The sequence below is a fragment of the Phenylobacterium sp. 58.2.17 genome, from assembly GCF_026411515.1.
In the GTDB taxonomy this organism is placed as follows: Bacteria; Pseudomonadota; Alphaproteobacteria; order Caulobacterales; family Caulobacteraceae; genus Phenylobacterium.
Window position 1 is genome coordinate 26,129 of the sequence record NZ_JAPMTQ010000009.1, and the last position, 17,789, is coordinate 43,917.

Below are 17,789 nucleotides of genomic sequence, written 5' to 3' on the forward strand. Positions count from 1 at the left end.
AAAGGTCAGCCTTTCTTCGGCGGGGCCGGTTCGTTGCGGGGGCCCAGGCCCAGCACCGCCTCGCGGCCCAGGATCGCCAGATACTTGCAGTACTCGGTCACCATCAGCCGCGCAGCCCCGCTGGTCCGCCACCAGCGGCCGGCGTTCATCACCGAGGTCGCGACAGGGTAGGGGGTCAGGCGCTTGTCGGGCATGGCGCCGCGCAGTTCGAGCATGGCGCGCGGCATGTGGTAGTCGGCGGTGACCACGATCAGGCTGTCATAGCGCATGGCCCGCGCCCATTCCTGGGTCTCGCGGGCGTTGCCGAGGGTGTTGGCGGCGTCGAAGCCGAGGTCGACGCAGCAGTCGTACAGCCGGCGCACCGCGCGGCTGACCACGCGGATATCCTCGCGCGAGGCCTCGCGGCTGACGCCGGAGACCAGCATGCGGCGGGCCTTGCCGTCGGCCAGCAGCTCGACCGCCGCGCCGATGCGTTCGTTGGAGCCGGCCCCGGTCAGGGCGACGACGCCGTCGGCGGCCGCCGGCTCGGGGGCCGGCGTCGAGCGCTCCACCCGCTCGGCGAAGGCGAGCAGTCCGGCCGCCCAGATGGCGGCGGCGACGAGGAGGGCGAAGAGGCCTTTCACGCCAGGTCCCTGACCATCGCCTGGGCGGTGAAGCGCGCGGCCAGCGCCGCCACGCCGCCGGCCACCAGCGGCGCGGGCAGGACGAACAGCAGGTCGATCCAGGCGATCGGCAGCACCGGCGACAATCCTTGGCCTCCCCCGGCCAGACGCAATACGGCGCCCATGATCGCCGCGCCGCCGGCTCCGAACAAGCCCGCCAGGGCGGCCATGCGCGCGAAGCGGGCCTGGAACAGGCGGGCGATGAAGCTGTCCTCGGCGCCGGAGAGATGCAGCACCTCGACCACCTCCCGGCGGGCCGCGAGCCCTGCGCGGGTGGCGAAGGCGACGACCGCCGCGGCGGCCACGGCGATCAGGCCGAACACCGCCAACCCGGCCCAGCGGGCGGTGCGGGCCGAGCGCTGAATGTCGGCCATCCAGACGGAGTGATCATCGACGACGGCGTCGAGGCCCTGGGCCTTGAGCGCCTGGTCGAGGGCGGCGGCGCTGGCCGGCTGCTCTCGGGTGAGCTGGACGGCCACCAGCCGCGGCACCGGCAGGTCGGAGAGGTCGGCGTCGCCGAGCCATGGGGCGATCAGCGCCTCGGCCTTCTCGCGCTCGATGGCGCGGGCCTCGGCGACGCCGTCGACCCCGGCCAGGGTCTCGGCGGCTCGGGCCGCCGCGCCGTCGGGCGTCTCGTTGGCCTTGGGGCGCACGATGATCGTCGCCTGGCCTTCGAGCTGGTCGGTCCAGTCGCGAGCGGCGCGGTCGGCGGCGAGCACCGCCAGCAGGGTGAGGCAGGCCAGGAAGCAGAGCACCGCCACCACGAAGGTCAGCGACCCGTCGCGGGCGTCGGATTCCGGCAGGAACGGGGCGGGCCGCCAGCGGGCGACGTCGAAGTCGCTCATCGGCGGGCTCCCTGCGCGACCAGGCGGCCGTGCTCCAGGTGCAGCACCGGCATGCCGGAACGGGCGACCAGGTCCTGATCGTGCGTGGCGAACAGCACCGTGGCGCCCAGGCGGTTCAGCTCGACGAACAGCTTGAGGATGCGCAGCGCCATGTCGGGGTCGACATTGCCGGTCGGCTCGTCGGCCAGAAGAATCTCGGGGCGGTTGACCACGGCGCGGGCGATGGCCAGGCGCTGGCGCTCGCCGCCGGCCAGGGTGGCGGGCATGGCGTGCATCCGATCCTTGAGACCGACCCAGGCCAGAAGTTCGGCGACGTCGTCGCGATAGGTGTCCGGCTTGCGCCCCTCGATCCGCAGCGGCAGGGCGGTGTTGTCGAACACCGAGAGGTGATCGAGCAGCTTGAACTCCTGGTACACCACCCCGATGCGGCGGCGCAGGAAAGGCTGGGCCTCGCGCGCGATGGTCGAGACGTCCTGGCCGAACAGGTGCATGAGTCCCTTGGACGGCTTGGCCGCCAGGAACAAAAGCTTCAACAGCGAGGTCTTGCCCGCTCCCGAGGCGCCGGTCACGAAGTGGAACGACCCCGGCTCCAGCGAGAAGGTCAGGTCCTTCAAAGTCTCGGGGGCGCGACCATAGCGCATCGACACATCATCGAAGCGGACAACGGCGTGATCGGCGTCGGTGGCGCCTGTGGCGTTCGGGTTTCTGGACATGGGGGCCGAAATCGGCGACCTCGGTGGAGGTTGCTGGAGCGTCCGATTCGGCTGTCATGATACTGACCTGTCCAGACTGCGCCACCAGCTATTTCGTGGACGATTCCAAGATCCCCGCGGATGGCCGGTTGGTGAAGTGCGCCAGTTGCGGCGCGCGCTGGACTGCGACCCCTGCGCTCCCCGAAAAATCGCTGGAGCTGGAAACCTCCGAGGAGGAAGGCGCGGTGGCGCGCGAACCGGCGCCCGAGCCGGAGGCGGTCGCCGACAAGCCGGTCCGCGAACTGAGCGGCGATGAACTGCCGCGGGCGTTCCGCGCCAAGGCCGACACCGACCGGCGCGTGCGCGAGGCGGCGGCCACCGGCGTCATCTGGGCAGGCATGGCCGCGGCGCTGGTGGTGATGATCGCGCTGGCGATCATCTTCCGGGTCGACGTGGTGCGACTTTGGCCGCGGGCGGCCAGCGCCTATGCCGGCGTCGGCCTGCCGGTGAACAGCCTGGGGCTGGTGATCGAGGGCGTGCGCTTCGAGCCGTCGCTGCAGGAGGGCCACGCAGCGCTGTCGGTGTCGGGCATGATCCGCAACATCGAGAACGAGCCGGTGGTGACCCCCCCGCTGCGCATCAGCCTGCTCAACGCCGAGGGCGAGGCCGTGGCCACCAAGATCGCCCGCCCGGCCGACGCGCGCATCCCGCCCGGAGAGACCCGTCACTTCGCGATCGCGCTGCTCGACCCGCCAGCCAGCGCCAAGGAGCTGGAGGTGGCGTTCGCGCCGCGCGAGCCGGTGAACCTCAACGTCAAGCAGAGCGACCCGACGCCGGCCGCCCCGAAGGCGGCCGGCCCGGCCCTGCGTCCCGCCGCCGAGCCGCCAGCGCCCGCGCTCGCGCCGGTCGAAGCCCAGCCGCTGCCCCCGGGCAGCCCAGACGCCCTTCCGTCCCATGACTGATCCTGTCGCCCAGCCCGCTCCCACCGTCCTGCTGACCGAGCAGGAGGTGGCCGGCCGCGTCGAGGCGCTGGCCCGCCAGATCGCCCCGGCGATCGATGACGAGACGGTGGCCGTCTGCCTGCTGACCGGCGGGCTGTGGTTCGCCTCGGACCTGACCCGGGCGCTGGCGCGGGCCGGCCGCTTCGTGCGCTTCGATGCCCTTTGGCTGGCCTCCTACGGCGACGAGCGCGCCAGTCTGGGGCGCTGCGAGGTGCGCGCCGACCTGCAACGGCCGCTGGCCGGGCGCACGGCGCTGGTCATCGACGACGTCATCGATACCGGCCTGTCGCTGTCGGAAGCGCACCGGCTAGTGCGCGACGCCGGCGCCAGCCGCGTGCTGACCGCGGTGTTCGCCAGCAAGCCCTGGCCGACGCCGCGGGCGATCACCCCGGACTTCGTGGCCTGGGAGGCGCCGGCCAGGTTCCTGGTCGGTTACGGCATGGACGCGGCCGGCGCGCTGCGCGGCCTGCCCTATATCGGGGCGATGGACTAGAGCGCGACAGCTTCAAGTGGAAGCCGGTTGAAACGCCCGTCGCGCTCTCAATTTTTGAAGATAGACCCTTTTTATCCGGTTCAGGTGATCCACCTGAACCGGAAAGGGTCTAGGCGGCGCTGGCGGCCAGCACGGCCGCCTGATCGGCGCGCGCGCACCAGGCCGCGACCGTGAACATCAGCTCGGCTGGCTGGATCGGCTTGGGGTGCACGTCGTCGAAGCCCTGGGCGATCAGCCGCTCGCACTCGTCCGACATCGCGTCGGCGGTCAGCGCCAGGACCGGAACGCCGCGGTTTCCGGCCTCTCCGGCACGGATGCAGCGCAGGGCCTCGATGCCGTCCATGCGCGGCATGTGGACGTCCATCAGCACCACGTCGACATGGCCGGCGCGCAGCACGTCCAAGCCGTCGAGCCCGTCGTCGGCGAGGCTGACCACCGCGCCGGCGGCCTCGAGGATGGCGCGGGCGACGGCCTGATTGACCTTGTTGTCGTCGACGACCAGCACCTGGCGGCCTTCGAGGCTGACGGTCTCGTGCGCGGCCTCGGCCGGGGCGGGCGGCGCGCCGGCCGCGAGCGGCAGGGCGACACGGAAGGTCGAGCCGGAGCCCGGCTCGCTGTCGACGCGGATCGACCCGCCCATCATCTCGGCCAGCTGTCGGCAGATCGAGAGGCCAAGCCCCGTGCCGCCGTAGCGTCGGGTGGTCGAGACCTCGGCCTGGGAGAAGGCCTGGAACAGGTTGTCGAGCTGGTCGCGGCGCATGCCGACGCCGGTGTCGGCGACGACGATCTCGATCCCCTGGGGGGCGAGGGGCGCGATACGGACGGCGACCGTGCCCTGCTCGGTGAACTTCAGGGCGTTGGAGATCAGGTTCAGCAGGATCTGGCGCACGCGCACCGGGTCGCCGACCAGCCAGGTCGGCGCGGCCGGATCAATGTCGAAGGTCAGCTCAAGGCCTTTCTGACGGGCGGTTTCGCTCCACAGCAGGAAGGTCTGGCGGCCCATCTTCTCGAGGTCGAAGCCGACGCTCTCGAGGTTGAGCTTGCCGGCCTCGATCTTGGAGAGGTCGAGGATGTCGTTGAGGATCGCCATCAGCCCGTCGCCCGACTGGACGATCATGTCGAGATAGTCGGCTTGCCGGCGGCTGAGCTTGGTGGTCGCCAAGGCGTGGGCCATGCCGAGCACGCCGTTCATCGGGGTGCGCAGCTCATGGCTCATCATCGCCAGGAAGGCCGACTTGGCGCGGTTGGCCTCCTGGGCCTCGGCCTGGGCCTTTTCCAACGCCACGGCGTTGGCGCGCAGCGCGCGCGACACATGGATCACGCAGATCGCCAGGGCGACCAGGGCGCCGGCGGCGAAGACCGCGCCGCGGCCGCTGAAATCCCCCGAGGTCAGGGGGGCGATCGCCAGGGCGGCGGCCGGAAAAGGCACGATGGCGAGAAACGCCGCGCGGCTGAGAGCGGCGTATTTCAGCCCTTCGAGAAGGATGCCGAACATCACCAGCAGGGCGCCGAAGCGGGCGGCCTCCGAGCCGTAGATCCAGCAGCCGACGGCCATGCCGGTCCAGATGAGGCTGAAGGTGACCGCGGGGGCCAGCCGTTCCCAGCGGGTCTTGCTGCGATCCTTACGGACGTTGCGGGTGAAGCTGAGGTGACTGGCCAGCAGGACCAGTTCGAGGACGGCGCTGACGGCGATCCAGGCGCAGACCGCCTTCCAGCCGAACTGGTAGCCGAGCAGCGCCCCCACCAGGGTAGCGAGGACCAGACGGCTGATACGGCTGCGCTTGCTCTGAGCGAGCGTCGCGCCGTCCTCGCCGTCGTCCAGCATCTCCTTCAGAGCCACGTTCCGACCCGCACCCGCCCCAAGTCCCGCGACAATGTGCAGCACGGAGTTTCAAGATAGGGTTAGCGCGCGGGTTACTGCCAGGGGGCGGGGGCCTCTCTGGCGAGCATGTCCTCGTAGCTCGGGCGCGGGCGCACGACGGCGTAGGCGCCGCCCTTGACCAGCACTTCGGGGACCAGCAGGCGGCTGTTGTACTCGCTGGACATCACCGCTCCGTAGGCGCCGGCGCTGAGGAAGGCGACGAGGTCGCCGGCCTGCAGCGGCGGCATGGCCCGCTCGCGCGTGAAGGTGTCGCCGGTCTCGCAGATCGGGCCCACGACGTCGTAGACGACGGGCTCGCCCGCGCGCGGGCGGACCGGGACGATCTCGTGATAGGCGTCGTACATCGCCGGGCGGATCAGGTCGTTCATCGCCGCGTCGAGGACGACGAACTTCTTGCCTTCCGGGCGTTCGTGGATGTGCTGGACCCGGGCCAGCAGCACGCCGGCGTTGGCTGCGATCATGCGGCCGGGCTCGAAGGCGTAGCCGACGTCCAGGCCGTTCATGGTCTTGGCGATCATGCGGGCGTAGTCGGCCGGCGAGGGGGGCTCGGGCTGGTTGAAATAGGGCACGCCGAGACCGCCGCCGAGGTCGAGGCGCTTGACCGACAGGCCCTCGCCGCGCAGGCGCTCGACCAGGCCGCGCATCTTGGCGAACGCCTGGGCCATCGGTTCCAGGTCGGTGATCTGGCTGCCGATGTGGCAGGTGACGCCGACGGGCCTAAGACCCGCATCGTTCGAGGCGTTGGCGTAGAGCCGCTCGGCCTCGGAGAACGAGACGCCGAACTTGTTGTCGGACTTGCCGGTCGAGATCTTGGCGTGGCCGCCGGCCGAGACGTCCGGATTGACGCGGATGGCGATGGTGGCGCGGGTCCCTAGAGACTGGGCGACCTGGCTGGCCAGGCGCATCTCGGGCTCGGACTCGACGTTGATCTCGCCGACCCCGGCCTTGAGCGCGAAGGCAAGCTCGCCCTCGGTCTTGCCGACGCCGGAGAAGACGATCTTTTCGGCCGGGACGCCGGCGGCCAGGGCGCGGCGGACCTCGCCCTCGGACACCGTGTCGGCGCCGGCGCCGAGCTTGGCCAGGGTACGCAGCACGGCCAGGTTGGAGTTGGCCTTGACCGCGAAGGCGATCAGCGGATCGCCGCCGTCGTCGCCCTTGATGCCCTCGGCGACCAGGGCGTCGCGCAGCACCGTATAGTGCCGCTCGAAGGTGGCGCTGGAATAGACATAGACCGGGGTGCCGACCGCCGAAGCGATGTCGGCCAGGGACACGCCCTCACAGAAGAGCTCGCCGCCCTTCAGCTCAAAATGATTCATCTGGGGTTCGCGTACGGATCGGGCAGGGCGCCCTGCGGGGCGCTGGCGGTCGGGTTCTGGGCGGAGTCGATCGGCAGGGTGCGCGGCGGCGCTGGGCGGTCGTCGCGGGTGCGCGGATCGACGGTGCGGACCGCGCGGGCCGGGTCGGCGCCGGCGTCGGCGCCCGAGCCCTTGCCGAACATCGGACCGGGACGTTCGAGCTCGCCCATCTTGCCGCAGCCAGCCAGGGCGGCCGCGCCGATCAGGGCGATCGCAGCGAGGGGGTGAAGTTTCATCCGAGCTTCTCCTTCCAACGCGCGACCTGGGCGCGGACCTGCTCCGGCGAGGTTCCGCCGTAGCTCATGCGGCTGGCGGCCGACGCCTGAGGCGTCAGCACGTCGTAGACGGCCGCGGTGATCCGCGGCTCGATGGCCTGCAGTTCGGCGAGCGGCAGGCCGGGCAGATCGACGCCCAGGCCCTCAGCCTTCTTCACCGCAGCCCCGGTGACATGGTGGGCGTCGCGGAACGGCATGTCGAGGGTCCGCACCAACCAGTCGGCCAGATCGGTGGCGGTCGAGAAGCCGGCGCCGGCGGCGGCGGCCATGCGCTCGGCGTTCGGTTCCAGGTCGGCGACCATGCCGGCCATGGCGGCCAGCGACAGTTGGAGCGCGTCGAAGGCCTCGAAGGTCGGGACCTTGTCCTCCTGCATGTCCTTCGAATAGGTCAGCGGCAGGCCCTTCATGACCACGGTCAGCTGGGTCAGCGAGCCGAGCACGCGGCCGACCTTGGCGCGGATCAGCTCGGCGGCGTCGGGGTTCTTCTTCTGCGGCATGATCGACGAGCCGGTGGTGAAGGCGTCGGTCAGCTTCACGAAGCCGAACTGTGGCGTCATCCAGATCACGATCTCTTCGGCCAGGCGCGACAGGTGCACGGCGCAGAGGCTGGCGGCCGAGAGGCTTTCGAGGGCGAAGTCGCGGTCCGAGACGCTGTCCAGCGAGTTGGCGGTCGGGGCGGCGAAGCCGAGCGCCTGGGCGGTCGCGTGGCGGTCGATCGGGAACGGCGAGCCGGCGAGGGCGGCCGCCCCCAGCGGGCATTCGTTCATCCGCGCGCGGGCGTCGGCGAAGCGCGAGGCGTCGCGGCCGAACATCTCGACATAGGCCATCAGGTGATGGCCGAAGGTCACCGGCTGGGCCGGCTGCAGGTGGGTGAAGCCCGGCATCAGGGTGGCGGCGTGCGGCTCGGCCTTGGCGACCAGGGCGCGCTGCAGCGCCTGGACCTGGCGGACGGTGCGGTCGCAGGCGTCGCGGACCCAGAGGCGGAAGTCGAGCGCCACCTGGTCGTTGCGCGAGCGGGCGGTGTGCAGCCGGCCGGCCGCGGGGCCGATCAGCTCGCGCAGCCGCGCCTCGACGTTCATGTGGATGTCTTCGTATTCGTCGCGGAACGGGAAGGTCCCGGCGGCGATCTCGGCCTCGATCGCCTGCAGCCCGCCCTGGATGGCGGCTTCGTCCTCGCTTGAAATCACGCCTTGCTTGAGCAACATCGCCGCGTGCGCGCGGGATCCGGCCAGGTCCTGGGCCGCGAGCCGCTTGTCGAACCCGATGGAGACGTTGATCGCCTGCATCAATTCGGCCGGCTTGGACGAGAACCGTCCGCCCCACATGGCCTGGCCCCCGTCTTGGGGCGCTTGCGCCGGGTGTCCGGCGCCAGTCGAGGAAGAGTGCGTCATATGAACGAGAAGTCTGCCGAGAAAGCCGCTGGGGAACCCAAGGCCTTCCCGTTGAAATGGGCGCTTCGGGGCGTCGCCGTCGCTGGCGTCGCCGCGGTTGTCTACATCATCGTCCAGGCTTCCATAAACCCCCAGCGGGAAACCGACCTGAAGTCTCTGGCCAAGGGCGAGATGGCCAAGTTCGATGTCCCGCTGGAAGCGGCCGCGCCGCCGGCCGCCAGCTTCCTGGACGCCGATGGCGCGCCCAAGCGCATCGCCGACTTCCGGGGGCAGGTGACGGTGGTCAATCTCTGGGCCACCTGGTGCGCCCCGTGCGTGATCGAAATGCCGACCCTGGCCAAGCTGGCCGCCAGCTATGAGGGCAAGCCGGTGCAGGTGGTGGCGATCAGCGTCGACCGTCCGCAGGACGCCGACAAGGCCCGCGCCTTCATCGCCAAGCACGCGCCGCTTGCCTTCTATCACGACCCCAAGATGGCCCTGCCGTTCGCCTTCAAGCCGCCGGCCGCGGGCATGCCGACGACGGTGATCTATGGCGCCGACGGGGTGGAGCGCGGCCGGCTGGCGGGCGACGCCGACTGGTCCGGCAAGGACGCCAAGGCCCTGATCGACAAGGTTCTGGCGGAAAATTGACCGGCGTTCTCTGTTGACCGCCCAGCCTGGCCGTGTGCAAAAATTTGGCCCGCAATCCGGACTTGGGCCTGCAGACGTTCATTCCCCGCCCTTGCGGATCGAACCAGCCTTCCCAGACTTGAGATTGTTTCAGGGCGCGCGTCGAGCGTGCCTTGTTTGGAACGCTAGTCAGGGAGACGAAAGCGTTATGGCCACCGGGACGGTCAAGTGGTTCAACACCACCAAAGGTTACGGCTTCATCCAGCCGGATAATGGCGGCAAGGACGTCTTCGTCCATGTCTCCGCGGTCGAACGTGCGGGCCTGCGCAGCCTGAACGAGGGCCAGAAGCTCGAGTTCGTCGAGCGGGAGGAGCGCGGCAAGATCGCGGCGGTCGACCTGAAGCCGCTCTAGCGTCCATACAGAACTCAGGCGACGAGCGCCGGTCTGCGAGGGCCGGCGCTCGTTTCGTTCAGGCCACTTCCTTCTGGCGCGCCCGCTGGCCGGCCTCGGGGTCGGTCATCACCCGCAGGAGATTGACCAGGGAGGACCTGGCTTCCTGCGGCAGGCGCTCGAAGGCGCTCAACAACTCAAGCGCGCCTGGCGTGCGCATTCGGCTGAGAAGGTCGACGTCGCCTTCGCCGGCCGGGGTGTCCAGAACGTCCATCAGGTCCACAACCCGGCATCGCAACGCCCGCGCAATCTGAACGAGCCGGGAGAACGAGATCCGGTTGGCGCCGTTCTCGTATTTCTGGATCTGCTGGAAGCTTACGCCGCACTGTTCGGCAAGCGCCTCTTGCGACATGCCGATCGTCCTTCGACGGATCCTGACCGCGGCGCCGAGGGCCACGTCCATCGGATCGGGGGTCTTGTTGGAAGGTTCAGCAGACATTGTGGTCTCCTCACCCAAAGGTCCGCCGCCGGAGTGAAGGCCCCGAGGTTCGCTTTTGGATTCAAGGAAGTTAAGGCCCATAATTCTCCTTTGAAAAGAGTACTGTTGGCGCTCAGGCCGACGATTGCCGAGCATGCTCAGCGAACGCGTTTTGCGGCTTTCGAATACTCGCGGTCCGAAAGCTTTGTTCTGCGAATAAATCGATGCGTGCAAGCGGCCGAGAGGCGAGAATTCGGCCAATTTCGCCTCAGGATCGCTGTTCACCTAGACCAAACGCGGTTGCAGGACGGCGACGGCTAGGTTGAGCGCGTTCGCGGGTCGCGCCGGATATTTCACCTTACGGCTGAGTTCGGCGACGATTTGAAGCAGGGCCGTAGCGCCGTCCCCAGCTGCCGGAAGGGTTGTAGCTCTGGCGAATTCCGCAATTTGCAGACAGCCGTCGCTAGCGCGCGATTTCGCTACTACTATGGCGGGTGACGGCGGCGGCGCAGGTTCTGTACGTGGGCTGGCCGCAAGCGGCGCGGGGCGGCGCGATTTACTCATCCGGTGAAATGACCATACTCGGGCCATGTCCAAGTCTGGCTCGAGATGACGAGAGTCCCTGTCGCGTGCGTCCTCGCCCTGCTGCTGGCGGGATGCGTCTCCAACAAGATCGACGTGGTCGAGAGCGGCGTGCGGCCGGATCTGCGCGCGCGCGGCCTGGCGTTCGCGCCCGAGAGCCAGGGCGCCGGTCCGATGGCGAAGACGCTGCAGGCCGAGGGCCTGGCGGTGCGCGAGGCGCCGGGCGAGGGCTACCTGGTCGAGCTGAGCTACAGCGAGCGGCCGCAGAAGGTCGGCGCCTATGCCGGGCCGCGCCCGGCCGCCGACGCCACGCCGGACGCCTGGGTGGCCGCGCCGGAAAAGCGCCGGTGGTGGTCGCCGCGCAGCCGCCAGCTCTGCACGCTGACCGCGCGGGTCCTGGAGGCGGCGAGCGGGGCGGAGGCCTATCGCGTGCGCGCCAGCGCCATGGGGCGCGCGCCCGATTGCGGCGAGGCCGAGGCCGGCCTCAACGCGGCGGTGGCGGGGCGGCTCGCGCCGAGCTCCTGATCTAGGCGTTCGCCAGCGGCAGGCGCACCGTGAAGCTGGCGCCCTGGCCTTGCGTGCTGGCGCAGTCGATGCGCCCGCCGTGCCGCTGGACCACGGCATGGACGAAGGAGAGGCCGAGGCCGACGCCGTCGATCCGCTCGCCGCCCTTGGGACGGACCCGATGGAAGCGCTTGAACAGGTTGGCCAGCTGGGCCGGGCTCATGCCCTCGCCCTGGTCGGCGACGGTGCAGACCGCCTGCCCGTCCTCGATCCGCACCGCGCAGTCCACCCGCGCGCCGGCCGGTGAATATTTGATGGCGTTGTCGACCAGGTTGATGAGGGCGCGGGTCAGCAGGGCGCGGTCGCCCTCGACCAGCACTTCGCCGTCGGTCTCGGCGGCGACGACCGCGATCTGGCGGGCCGAGGACTGCGGCCAGAGGTCGTCGACCGCGTCGAGCAGCACCTCGCCGAGATCGAGCACCTCGGCGGCGTAGGCGTCGGCCTCGGCGCGGGCGAGGTTCACGAAGTTGTCGGCCAGGGACAGGGTGCGCCGCGCGTAGCCGGCGATGCGGTCGGCGACCGGGGCGGCGACGGCGGCCTTGGCCTCGGAACTGCCGAGCAGGGTGAGGATCGAGACCTGCGGCGAGCGCATGTCGTGGGTCAGCAGTTCGAGGATGTGCTCGCGCTGGCGGCCGGCGTCCTTGAGCGCGGTGACGTCGGTGAAACGGACGATCCAGCCGACCTGGTCGCCGCCGGCCTCGCTGAGCGGGGTGCGGCGGATTGCGAAGCTGCGACCGTCGGGGACGGTGAGCTCGGCGTCGGCGGCCTGGCTCGCCAGGTCGAGGGCCCCGGCTTCGGGCGAGAGGCTGGCGACCAGTTGGGCCACCGGACGGCCCGCCGGGTCGTCGCCGAACAGGGCCTCGGCCTCGCGGTTGGCGATCAGCACCTGGCCGGCCAGATCGGTGACCAGGGTCGCGTCGGGCAGGCCCTGCAGGGCGTCGAGCACCTGGCGGCGCAGGTCGCGTGCCCGGTCGATGGCCGCGTGCATAAGCGCCACCTGGCGGTCGATGACGTCGGTGGGCGGGCCGCCTCGGCGCTGGGCCAGGGCCGAGAGCAGGTCGGGCTCCTGCGAGAAGGCGCGCAGCTCCCGCAGCATGTAGGCGCTGGTCGCCTCAAGCCGCCGCCAGCTCCATAGCGGGTAGAGCAGGATCAGCCCGGCCAGGGCTGCGGTGGGCGGCGCCCAGACCTGCGCCTGCAGCAACAGCACGGCGCTGGCGACGATGGTCGCGGCCACCAATGCGCCGCCGAGCAGCAGGTTGGCGCGTGGCCGCAGCAGCAGGAACCCGGCCAGGGCCAGGACCAGCGGGATCAGCGAGAAGGCCAGCAGTTGACCGGGCCCGGCCGGGGTGATGGCGCGTCCGGTCAGCAGGGTGTCGAGCAGGTTGGCCTGCAGCTCGATGCCCGACATGATCTCGGTGCGGTGCGAGAGCGGTGTGGCGTAGCGGTCGCCCAGCCCGTCGGCGGTGGCGCCGACCAGGACGAGCTTGTCGCGCAGGAATTCGGCGGGGGTCGCGCCGTTGACGACGTCGATGAAGGAGACGGTCCGGAAGTGACCGGGCGGGCCGGCGAACGAGACCAGCAGCGGCGCTTCGCGAAGCAACGGCGCGCGGGCCGGGCCGGACGCGGCGCCGGCGCTGGCCGGTCTAGGGGTCCCCTCGGCGGCGGCCTGCATGAAAGCCATCAGATGCGGCCAGGCGCGGGTCCCGTCGCGCTCGACCATGTAGGTGCGGCGGATGACGCCGTCGCTGTCGAAGTCGACATTGACCTGGCCGAGGCCGGCGGCGCGGGCCGCGAGCGGGGCGATCGGCGCCAGCACCTCGTAGGGCGCGCCGTCCGGTCCAGGGACGTCAAAGGTCAGGGGCAGGAAGACCGGCGGGCCGGCCGCCAGAGCGCCGGCGAGGGCCTCGTCGGCGCCGGGCGTCGGGTCCGGCTCGACCAGCAGGACGTCGTAGGCGACCGCGCGCGGGCCGTATCGGGCCAGGGATTCGAGCAGGGCCTGGTGGCGGCCGCGCGGCCAGGGCCAGCGGCCGAGCTCGGCGAGGCTGCGGTTGTCGATCGCGACGACCACGATGTCCTCGTGCGGCGCGCGCACGCCCCAGCCCGACACGGTGTCGAAGACCACGTTGTCGGCGCGCTCAGTCGCGCGGGTCAGCACCAGGGCGACGACCATGGCCGATACGGCCAGCGCCACCAGCACCCACTCGGCGATCACCCGCCGGCGTGCGGACCAGGCCCCAAGCTTGCCGGCGCGTGCGCTCAACGGCCGATTTCGAACCGCTCGAGGGGCGTCCATTTCTCGTAGTAGCCCCCGCCGGCGAAGGTCCGCGACATCACGCGCCAGTTGTACACGCCGGGGGCCAGGTCGGTGACGGTCAATTCCTGCATGGTCAGGCCGGCCTCGTCGACGACCGGCGCCTCGGCGCCCTCGCGCAGGAGCTGGAGCCGGTAGGTGCGCTCGCCCAGGCCGCCGGCCTGCCAGCGGAATTTGTAGCGGCGCACGCCGCCGTCGCGCGAGGCTACCGGGGCTTCGGCCCGCAGCGTGTTCAGGCGCCGCTCGAAGGCGTAGGTGGCCGGCAGACCAAGCAGGCCGTTGTCGTCCAGCGCAGCCAGGCGCAGGAAGTAGACTCCGTCCGGCAACTCGCCGAGCGCGATCTCCTGGCCCCTTGCGGCGGTCTCCTCCAGCACCTCGACGAAGCCGGCGTCGACGGCCAGGCGTACCTGGTAGCCGGCCGCAGCCGTGGGCGCGACGAGCTGGAAGCGCACGGTCTGCTCGTCCTGGATCCGGCCGGGTTGGGCGAGGCCAGGGGGCGGGGCGAGCTGGATCGGGTCGGAGACGCCGTCGGCGGTGGCGACCGCGCCATAGGCGGCCGCGACGTCGGCCCCGTCATGGTCCGCGCTGACCGCGACCAGCCCCTCGATGACTTCGGTGCTGGCCCGACCCGCCTGTTCGTCGTAGGCGACGCGAAACTCGGTGCCGCGCACCGCCGACACCGACATCGGCGTACGCACGGTGTAGCTGTCGCGCGGATCGCGCAGCGGGGTGACGTCGGACTCCAGCCGACCGCCCTGGACCTGCAGGTCGCGGCGCACGACCCCGGTCATCTCCACCAGAGTCATCCTGCCCAGCTGCACGCGGCTCTGGGACGGCAGCGACAGGTGCGTGCCGTCGGGCAGGTCGAGCCGCAGGAAGGCGTTCGGCCCAGTGGCGACGACAGCGCCCTCCTTGAGCATCATGCCGGTGGAGACGGGCAGGGTGCGGCCGCCCGCGGTGACCGTGACTGCCCCGCGGAAGCCAGCAACGCGGGCTTCGATCGGCGTGACCTTCAGCAGCCGGGCCGGGACCTTCAGCCGGCTGCCGACTTTCAGCCGCCGCGGATCGGCGATGCGGTTGAGCCGCTGGACGGCGCGGTAGTCGCCGCCGGCGAAGTAGCGGCGCCCCAGCTCATAGAGCGTGTCGCCCGGCTGGACGACGTAGCTCTCCACCGGTTCAGCCGAAAGGGCCGGCGCGGCGGCGAGCGCCTGCAGCGCCAGTCCGGCGATCGCCGCCCGCTTCCAGCTCATTCCTCGGCCTCTTCCGGCGCGTCCTCGGTGAGCCGCTCGAGCCGGTAGCCGTAGCTGTACACCGGGGCGAGGCGGTAGCCGTTCTGCGGGCGCAGCTCGAGCTTGCTGCGGATGCGCGAGATATGCATGTCGAGCGTGCGGGTCGGCAGGTCGGGGTTGCGCCCCCAGATCGCCTCGAGGATGTGGCCGCGCGACAGCGCCCGATGGACGTTGCGGAACATGAGCAGGGCCAGACCGAATTCCTTGGCGGTCAGGGGCACGGGCTCGCCGTCGCGGGTCACCTGTTCGGCGGGGAGATTGAAGCGGTACTCGCCGTGCGTCTCGACCCCGCCGGTCGCGCGATCGGGATAGCTGCGGCGGAGCAGGGCGTTGACGCGGGCCAGCAGCACGCCCGACTGGACCGGCTTAACCACATAGTCGTCGGCGCCGCCGTTCAGGCCGGCGACGACGTCGGCCTCGGACGAGCGGCTGGTCAGCAGCAGGATCGGCGGGCACGGGGTGAGGTTCTTGTGCGCCCACGTCACGACGTCCAGCCCGCTCATGTCGGGCAGGTTCCAGTCGAGGACAAGCAGGTCGAAGGTCTCGCGACGCAGAGCCGCGATCAGCGGCGTCGCCAGTTGAAAGCACTGGCAGTTGTGCCCGCCGCTCACCAACAGGCGAGCGATCGCCTCTCTCTGGGCGTCGTCGTCTTCCAACGCCGCAATTCTCATACGCATGCTCGATCGGGATCGTCATCGACGCCGCAGGGAGCCGGCGCCGACAGAAGAACTACAGCCATGGTCCGGCTAGGGGCGGTAAACAAGTGTAAATGCGCCGGAAGTTTACACCTATCGGCTAGGGGCCTGGACTACCCATGGGGCGAGTTTCATCTGCCCTCGCGTGGTCCCATGAGTATCGCCGCCTATATCTCCGGCCTGTTGTTCGTCTGGCTTTTCATGGTGTTGTCGCTCGGATTCGCTCTCAAGCGGTGTCTCGCCAGCGGCCGTCCAGTGGACAATCCCTGACATGTCCGCTTTCGTGGGCGCCCCCCATCCCGGCCTCTCGCAGCAGGATCAACTGACCTACTGGCTGCTGCGGCTGAGCGAGTCGCTGCATCGGCTCAACGAAGGGCTGCTGTGGGCCGGTGCTTCCCCGGGCGAGTTCGGGCGCTTGATGACGGCTCCGCAGTTCGAGGCGAGCCCGCTGGCCATGGATGTCGCCCACGCCTCGCGCGCCATGCGCCGCTTCGCTGACCTGATGTTCGTGTCGGACCCGCACCGAGCGCCAGACAACGATCGTTCGGTCTGGGAGGACCTGATGCTGGCGCTGCGGGTGCTGCTGGCGACCTGCACCGAAGACAGCGAGCTATGGATACTCGATCCCGACGAGACGCTCAGCCCGGTCCTGACCCGCGAACTGCGGGCCACGGTCTATGCGGTCGAACGCCTCTGCGGTCATTTCGAGCGCGTGCACTAGGAGCCTTCCGCTCACGAGGGACCATCGCGAGCGGCATCGACCCAGCACGTCGGTCCGATCAGATCGGATTTTGTTCTAGACCCTGTCCCGGTCGGCTTGAATCAAGCCGGTCGGGATGAACAGGGTCGATTCCTTGAGTTTAGAGCCCTTCTTACCCACTCACGATGATCCATCGCGAGTGGGAAGGGCTCTAGGCGGCGGTCACCGGCGGCAGACGGTAGTCGCCTTCCAGCATCGCGGCCTTGGGCAGATAGGCGCGCATGAACAGGGCGAAGGGCGCGTCGGGCGCCGGCAGCCAGTTGCTTTCGCGTCCCTCGCCCGGGTGGGCGTGGCCGATCCAGATGTCGAGCGACCCGTCGTCGTTGTAGGTCAGGCCTGGCGTGCGGTCGCCGATCGCGTAGCGGTCGAGCGGGTTGTCGGCGAAGAAGAACTGCCCGTCGGGCGTCGCCTCGTAGAGGCTCAGCGACCAGAAGCTGTCCACCGCCGGCAGCCGGTCGGCCGGGAAGTGCAGGCGCCAGTCCTTGGCGCCGTCATAGAGACCGCGGCTTTCGCCCTTGCCGCGCATGTACATCGCCTCGACCGGCGGCAGGGCGGCGAGACCGGCCAGGGCCACCGCGGCGCGGTATCCGTAGCTCTGGCCGAAGTCGCCGAGGTCGGAACGCGGATAGGACCAACCGTCGACCCAGTTGACGCCGCCGATGCCGGAGGTGCGGACCATGGTGCGGGCCTGGGCGATGCCGGCCTCGATCGCTGCGGCCTGGTCGGCGCTGAAGCGGGCGGGGTCGAAGTCGCCTTGGCCCAGCCCGAGCGGTGCGATCCGCCGCAGCAGCGCCAGGTCGGTGACCGGCGGCGGGTTGGCGACCAGCAGGGCGTCGAGGCTGGCGAAGTACTCGTTCCATGGCGCGCTGCGGCGGGCGTGGACCGGCGCTTCGGAGGATTCTGGGCCCTGCAGCGAAATGCCGGCCTGGACGGCGCGGGCGGCCTCCAGATCGAACGGACCGTCGACCAGGATGCGGGCCAGGGCCCAGACATGGTCGGTCGGCGAGCGCAGGGTGTTGGGCCCCTCGCTGGTGTCGCGGGGGCCGATCAGGCGGAAGGTCACGGCGTCGGGGCCGGTGGTGCGGGTGCCGAGGATCGCGAAGTTGTTGGTGTAGGCGTCCATCAGCGCCAGCGACAGATAGCGTTGGCCGCTGGCCGGCAGGGAGATGGTGACCGGGCCGGCGCTGAGGTCGATCTGGGCGCTGGTGTAGAGGGTGTCGTTATTGGGCGTGGTCACCGCCCGCATCTTGTGATTGGCCAGGTTGCGCATGTGGCCGAAGGTGTTCAGCGATCCACCGAAGCCGGCGCGGCTGGCGCGGGTGGCGGCGACCTCGATGAGCGGCAGGCCATAGATCCAGGCCTCGCAGGCGGCCTCGCGCAGGCGGTCTAGGTCGCTGGTCGACGAGGAAGCTTGGACGCCCGACATCGTTGGATTCTCCCTGGCCGCGCGGTGTTTGACAGCGGCGGCCCTGCGGCTGGGCGACCGGGCCGCGCAAACTGCCCGCGGCGTTGCG

18 protein-coding genes are annotated in these 17,789 nt (G+C 70.3%); 6 read left to right on the forward strand and 12 right to left on the reverse strand.

The genetic code is table 11. The annotated features are described in order from the left end of the window. Window positions 1-5: 5 nt before the first annotated feature. Genes OUA97_RS08590 through ftsE form a run of 3 tightly spaced genes read right to left on the reverse strand, consistent with a single transcriptional unit; the run spans window position 6 to window position 2,220 of the window. On the reverse strand, window positions 6-623 hold the full coding sequence (locus tag OUA97_RS08590; RefSeq protein ID WP_267231445.1) for a YdcF family protein: 618 nt from the start codon (window positions 621-623) through the stop codon (window positions 6-8). Further along, window positions 620-1,507 (reverse strand): cell division protein FtsX, encoded by an 888-nt coding sequence (locus tag OUA97_RS08595; RefSeq protein WP_267231446.1) that lies wholly within the window; start codon window positions 1,505-1,507, stop codon window positions 620-622. The genes OUA97_RS08590 and OUA97_RS08595 overlap by 4 nt, the downstream gene beginning before the upstream one ends. Beyond that, window positions 1,504-2,220 (reverse strand): cell division ATP-binding protein FtsE, encoded by a 717-nt coding sequence (gene ftsE, locus OUA97_RS08600; protein WP_267231447.1) that lies wholly within the window; start codon window positions 2,218-2,220, stop codon window positions 1,504-1,506. Before ftsE ends, OUA97_RS08595 begins: the two co-directional genes overlap by 4 nt. A gap of 56 nt (window positions 2,221-2,276) precedes the next feature. Here ftsE and OUA97_RS08605 point away from each other — a divergent pair, with 56 nt between their 5' ends. Further along, window positions 2,277-3,161: a DUF3426 domain-containing protein gene (locus OUA97_RS08605; protein WP_267231448.1), complete on the forward strand. Its 885-nt coding sequence runs from the start codon at window positions 2,277-2,279 to the stop codon at window positions 3,159-3,161. Further along, the gene (locus OUA97_RS08610; protein ID WP_267231449.1) at window positions 3,154-3,693 is read left to right on the forward strand and encodes a phosphoribosyltransferase; all 540 of its coding nucleotides are present in this window, start codon (window positions 3,154-3,156) and stop codon (window positions 3,691-3,693) included. Before OUA97_RS08605 ends, OUA97_RS08610 begins: the two co-directional genes overlap by 8 nt. 109 nt (window positions 3,694-3,802) lie before the next feature. Here OUA97_RS08610 and OUA97_RS08615 read toward each other — a convergent pair whose 3' ends face one another. From OUA97_RS08615 to argH, 4 genes are all read right to left on the reverse strand, one after another. Beyond that, entirely contained in the window at window positions 3,803-5,533 is a 1,731-nt protein-coding gene (locus tag OUA97_RS08615) for an ATP-binding protein (protein ID WP_267231450.1), read from the reverse strand. Window positions 5,534-5,607: 74 nt separating this feature from the next. After that, entirely contained in the window at window positions 5,608-6,891 is a 1,284-nt protein-coding gene (lysA, locus tag OUA97_RS08620) for a diaminopimelate decarboxylase (protein WP_267231451.1), read from the reverse strand. Then, window positions 6,888-7,166: a hypothetical protein gene (locus OUA97_RS08625; protein ID WP_267231452.1), complete on the reverse strand. Its 279-nt coding sequence runs from the start codon at window positions 7,164-7,166 to the stop codon at window positions 6,888-6,890. Before OUA97_RS08625 ends, lysA begins: the two co-directional genes overlap by 4 nt. After that, complete coding sequence (gene argH, locus OUA97_RS08630) at window positions 7,163-8,596, reverse strand: argininosuccinate lyase (protein WP_267231453.1); 1,434 nt, start codon at window positions 8,594-8,596, stop codon at window positions 7,163-7,165. Before argH ends, OUA97_RS08625 begins: the two co-directional genes overlap by 4 nt. Between argH and OUA97_RS08635 the strand changes: the two genes are divergently transcribed. Together OUA97_RS08635 and OUA97_RS08640 are read left to right on the forward strand one after the other, a co-directional pair. After that, the gene (locus OUA97_RS08635; RefSeq protein WP_267231454.1) at window positions 8,597-9,226 is read left to right on the forward strand and encodes a TlpA family protein disulfide reductase; all 630 of its coding nucleotides are present in this window, start codon (window positions 8,597-8,599) and stop codon (window positions 9,224-9,226) included. Window positions 9,227-9,413: 187 nt separating this feature from the next. Beyond that, window positions 9,414-9,617 carry a cold-shock protein gene (locus tag OUA97_RS08640; RefSeq protein WP_183772915.1) on the forward strand — a complete coding sequence of 68 codons (204 nt, stop codon included), beginning with the start codon at window positions 9,414-9,416 and terminating at the stop codon, window positions 9,615-9,617. Between the two features lie 58 nt (window positions 9,618-9,675). Here OUA97_RS08640 and OUA97_RS08645 read toward each other — a convergent pair whose 3' ends face one another. Next, entirely contained in the window at window positions 9,676-10,335 is a 660-nt protein-coding gene (locus OUA97_RS08645; protein ID WP_267231455.1) for a helix-turn-helix domain-containing protein, read from the reverse strand. 348 nt (window positions 10,336-10,683) lie between these two features. Between OUA97_RS08645 and OUA97_RS08650 the strand changes: the two genes are divergently transcribed. After that, window positions 10,684-11,181, forward strand: a complete 498-nt coding sequence (locus tag OUA97_RS08650) for a hypothetical protein (RefSeq protein WP_267231456.1) — start codon at window positions 10,684-10,686, stop codon at window positions 11,179-11,181. Between the two features lies 1 nt (window position 11,182). Here the strand turns inward: OUA97_RS08650 and OUA97_RS08655 are convergent, their stop codons facing one another. From OUA97_RS08655 to OUA97_RS08665, 3 genes are read right to left on the reverse strand one after another with little or no spacing between them, the layout of a single operon-like run. Next, window positions 11,183-13,480: a CHASE2 domain-containing protein gene (locus tag OUA97_RS08655; protein WP_267231457.1), complete on the reverse strand. Its 2,298-nt coding sequence runs from the start codon at window positions 13,478-13,480 to the stop codon at window positions 11,183-11,185. Beyond that, window positions 13,477-14,781, reverse strand: coding sequence for a FecR domain-containing protein (locus OUA97_RS08660; protein WP_267231458.1), 1,305 nt, complete (start codon window positions 14,779-14,781; stop codon window positions 13,477-13,479). Before OUA97_RS08660 ends, OUA97_RS08655 begins: the two co-directional genes overlap by 4 nt. Beyond that, window positions 14,778-15,497, reverse strand: coding sequence for a response regulator transcription factor (locus OUA97_RS08665; protein WP_267231459.1), 720 nt, complete (start codon window positions 15,495-15,497; stop codon window positions 14,778-14,780). The genes OUA97_RS08660 and OUA97_RS08665 overlap by 4 nt, the downstream gene beginning before the upstream one ends. A gap of 289 nt (window positions 15,498-15,786) precedes the next feature. On the opposite strand from OUA97_RS08665, the gene OUA97_RS08670 reads away from it, so the two are divergent. Further along, the gene (locus OUA97_RS08670) at window positions 15,787-16,236 is read left to right on the forward strand and encodes a hypothetical protein (RefSeq protein ID WP_267231460.1); all 450 of its coding nucleotides are present in this window, start codon (window positions 15,787-15,789) and stop codon (window positions 16,234-16,236) included. A gap of 190 nt (window positions 16,237-16,426) precedes the next feature. On the opposite strand, the gene OUA97_RS08675 is transcribed toward OUA97_RS08670, so the two are convergent. Beyond that, window positions 16,427-17,701, reverse strand: a complete 1,275-nt coding sequence (locus OUA97_RS08675) for a DUF1254 domain-containing protein (protein ID WP_267231461.1) — start codon at window positions 17,699-17,701, stop codon at window positions 16,427-16,429. Window positions 17,702-17,789 lie beyond the last annotated feature (88 nt).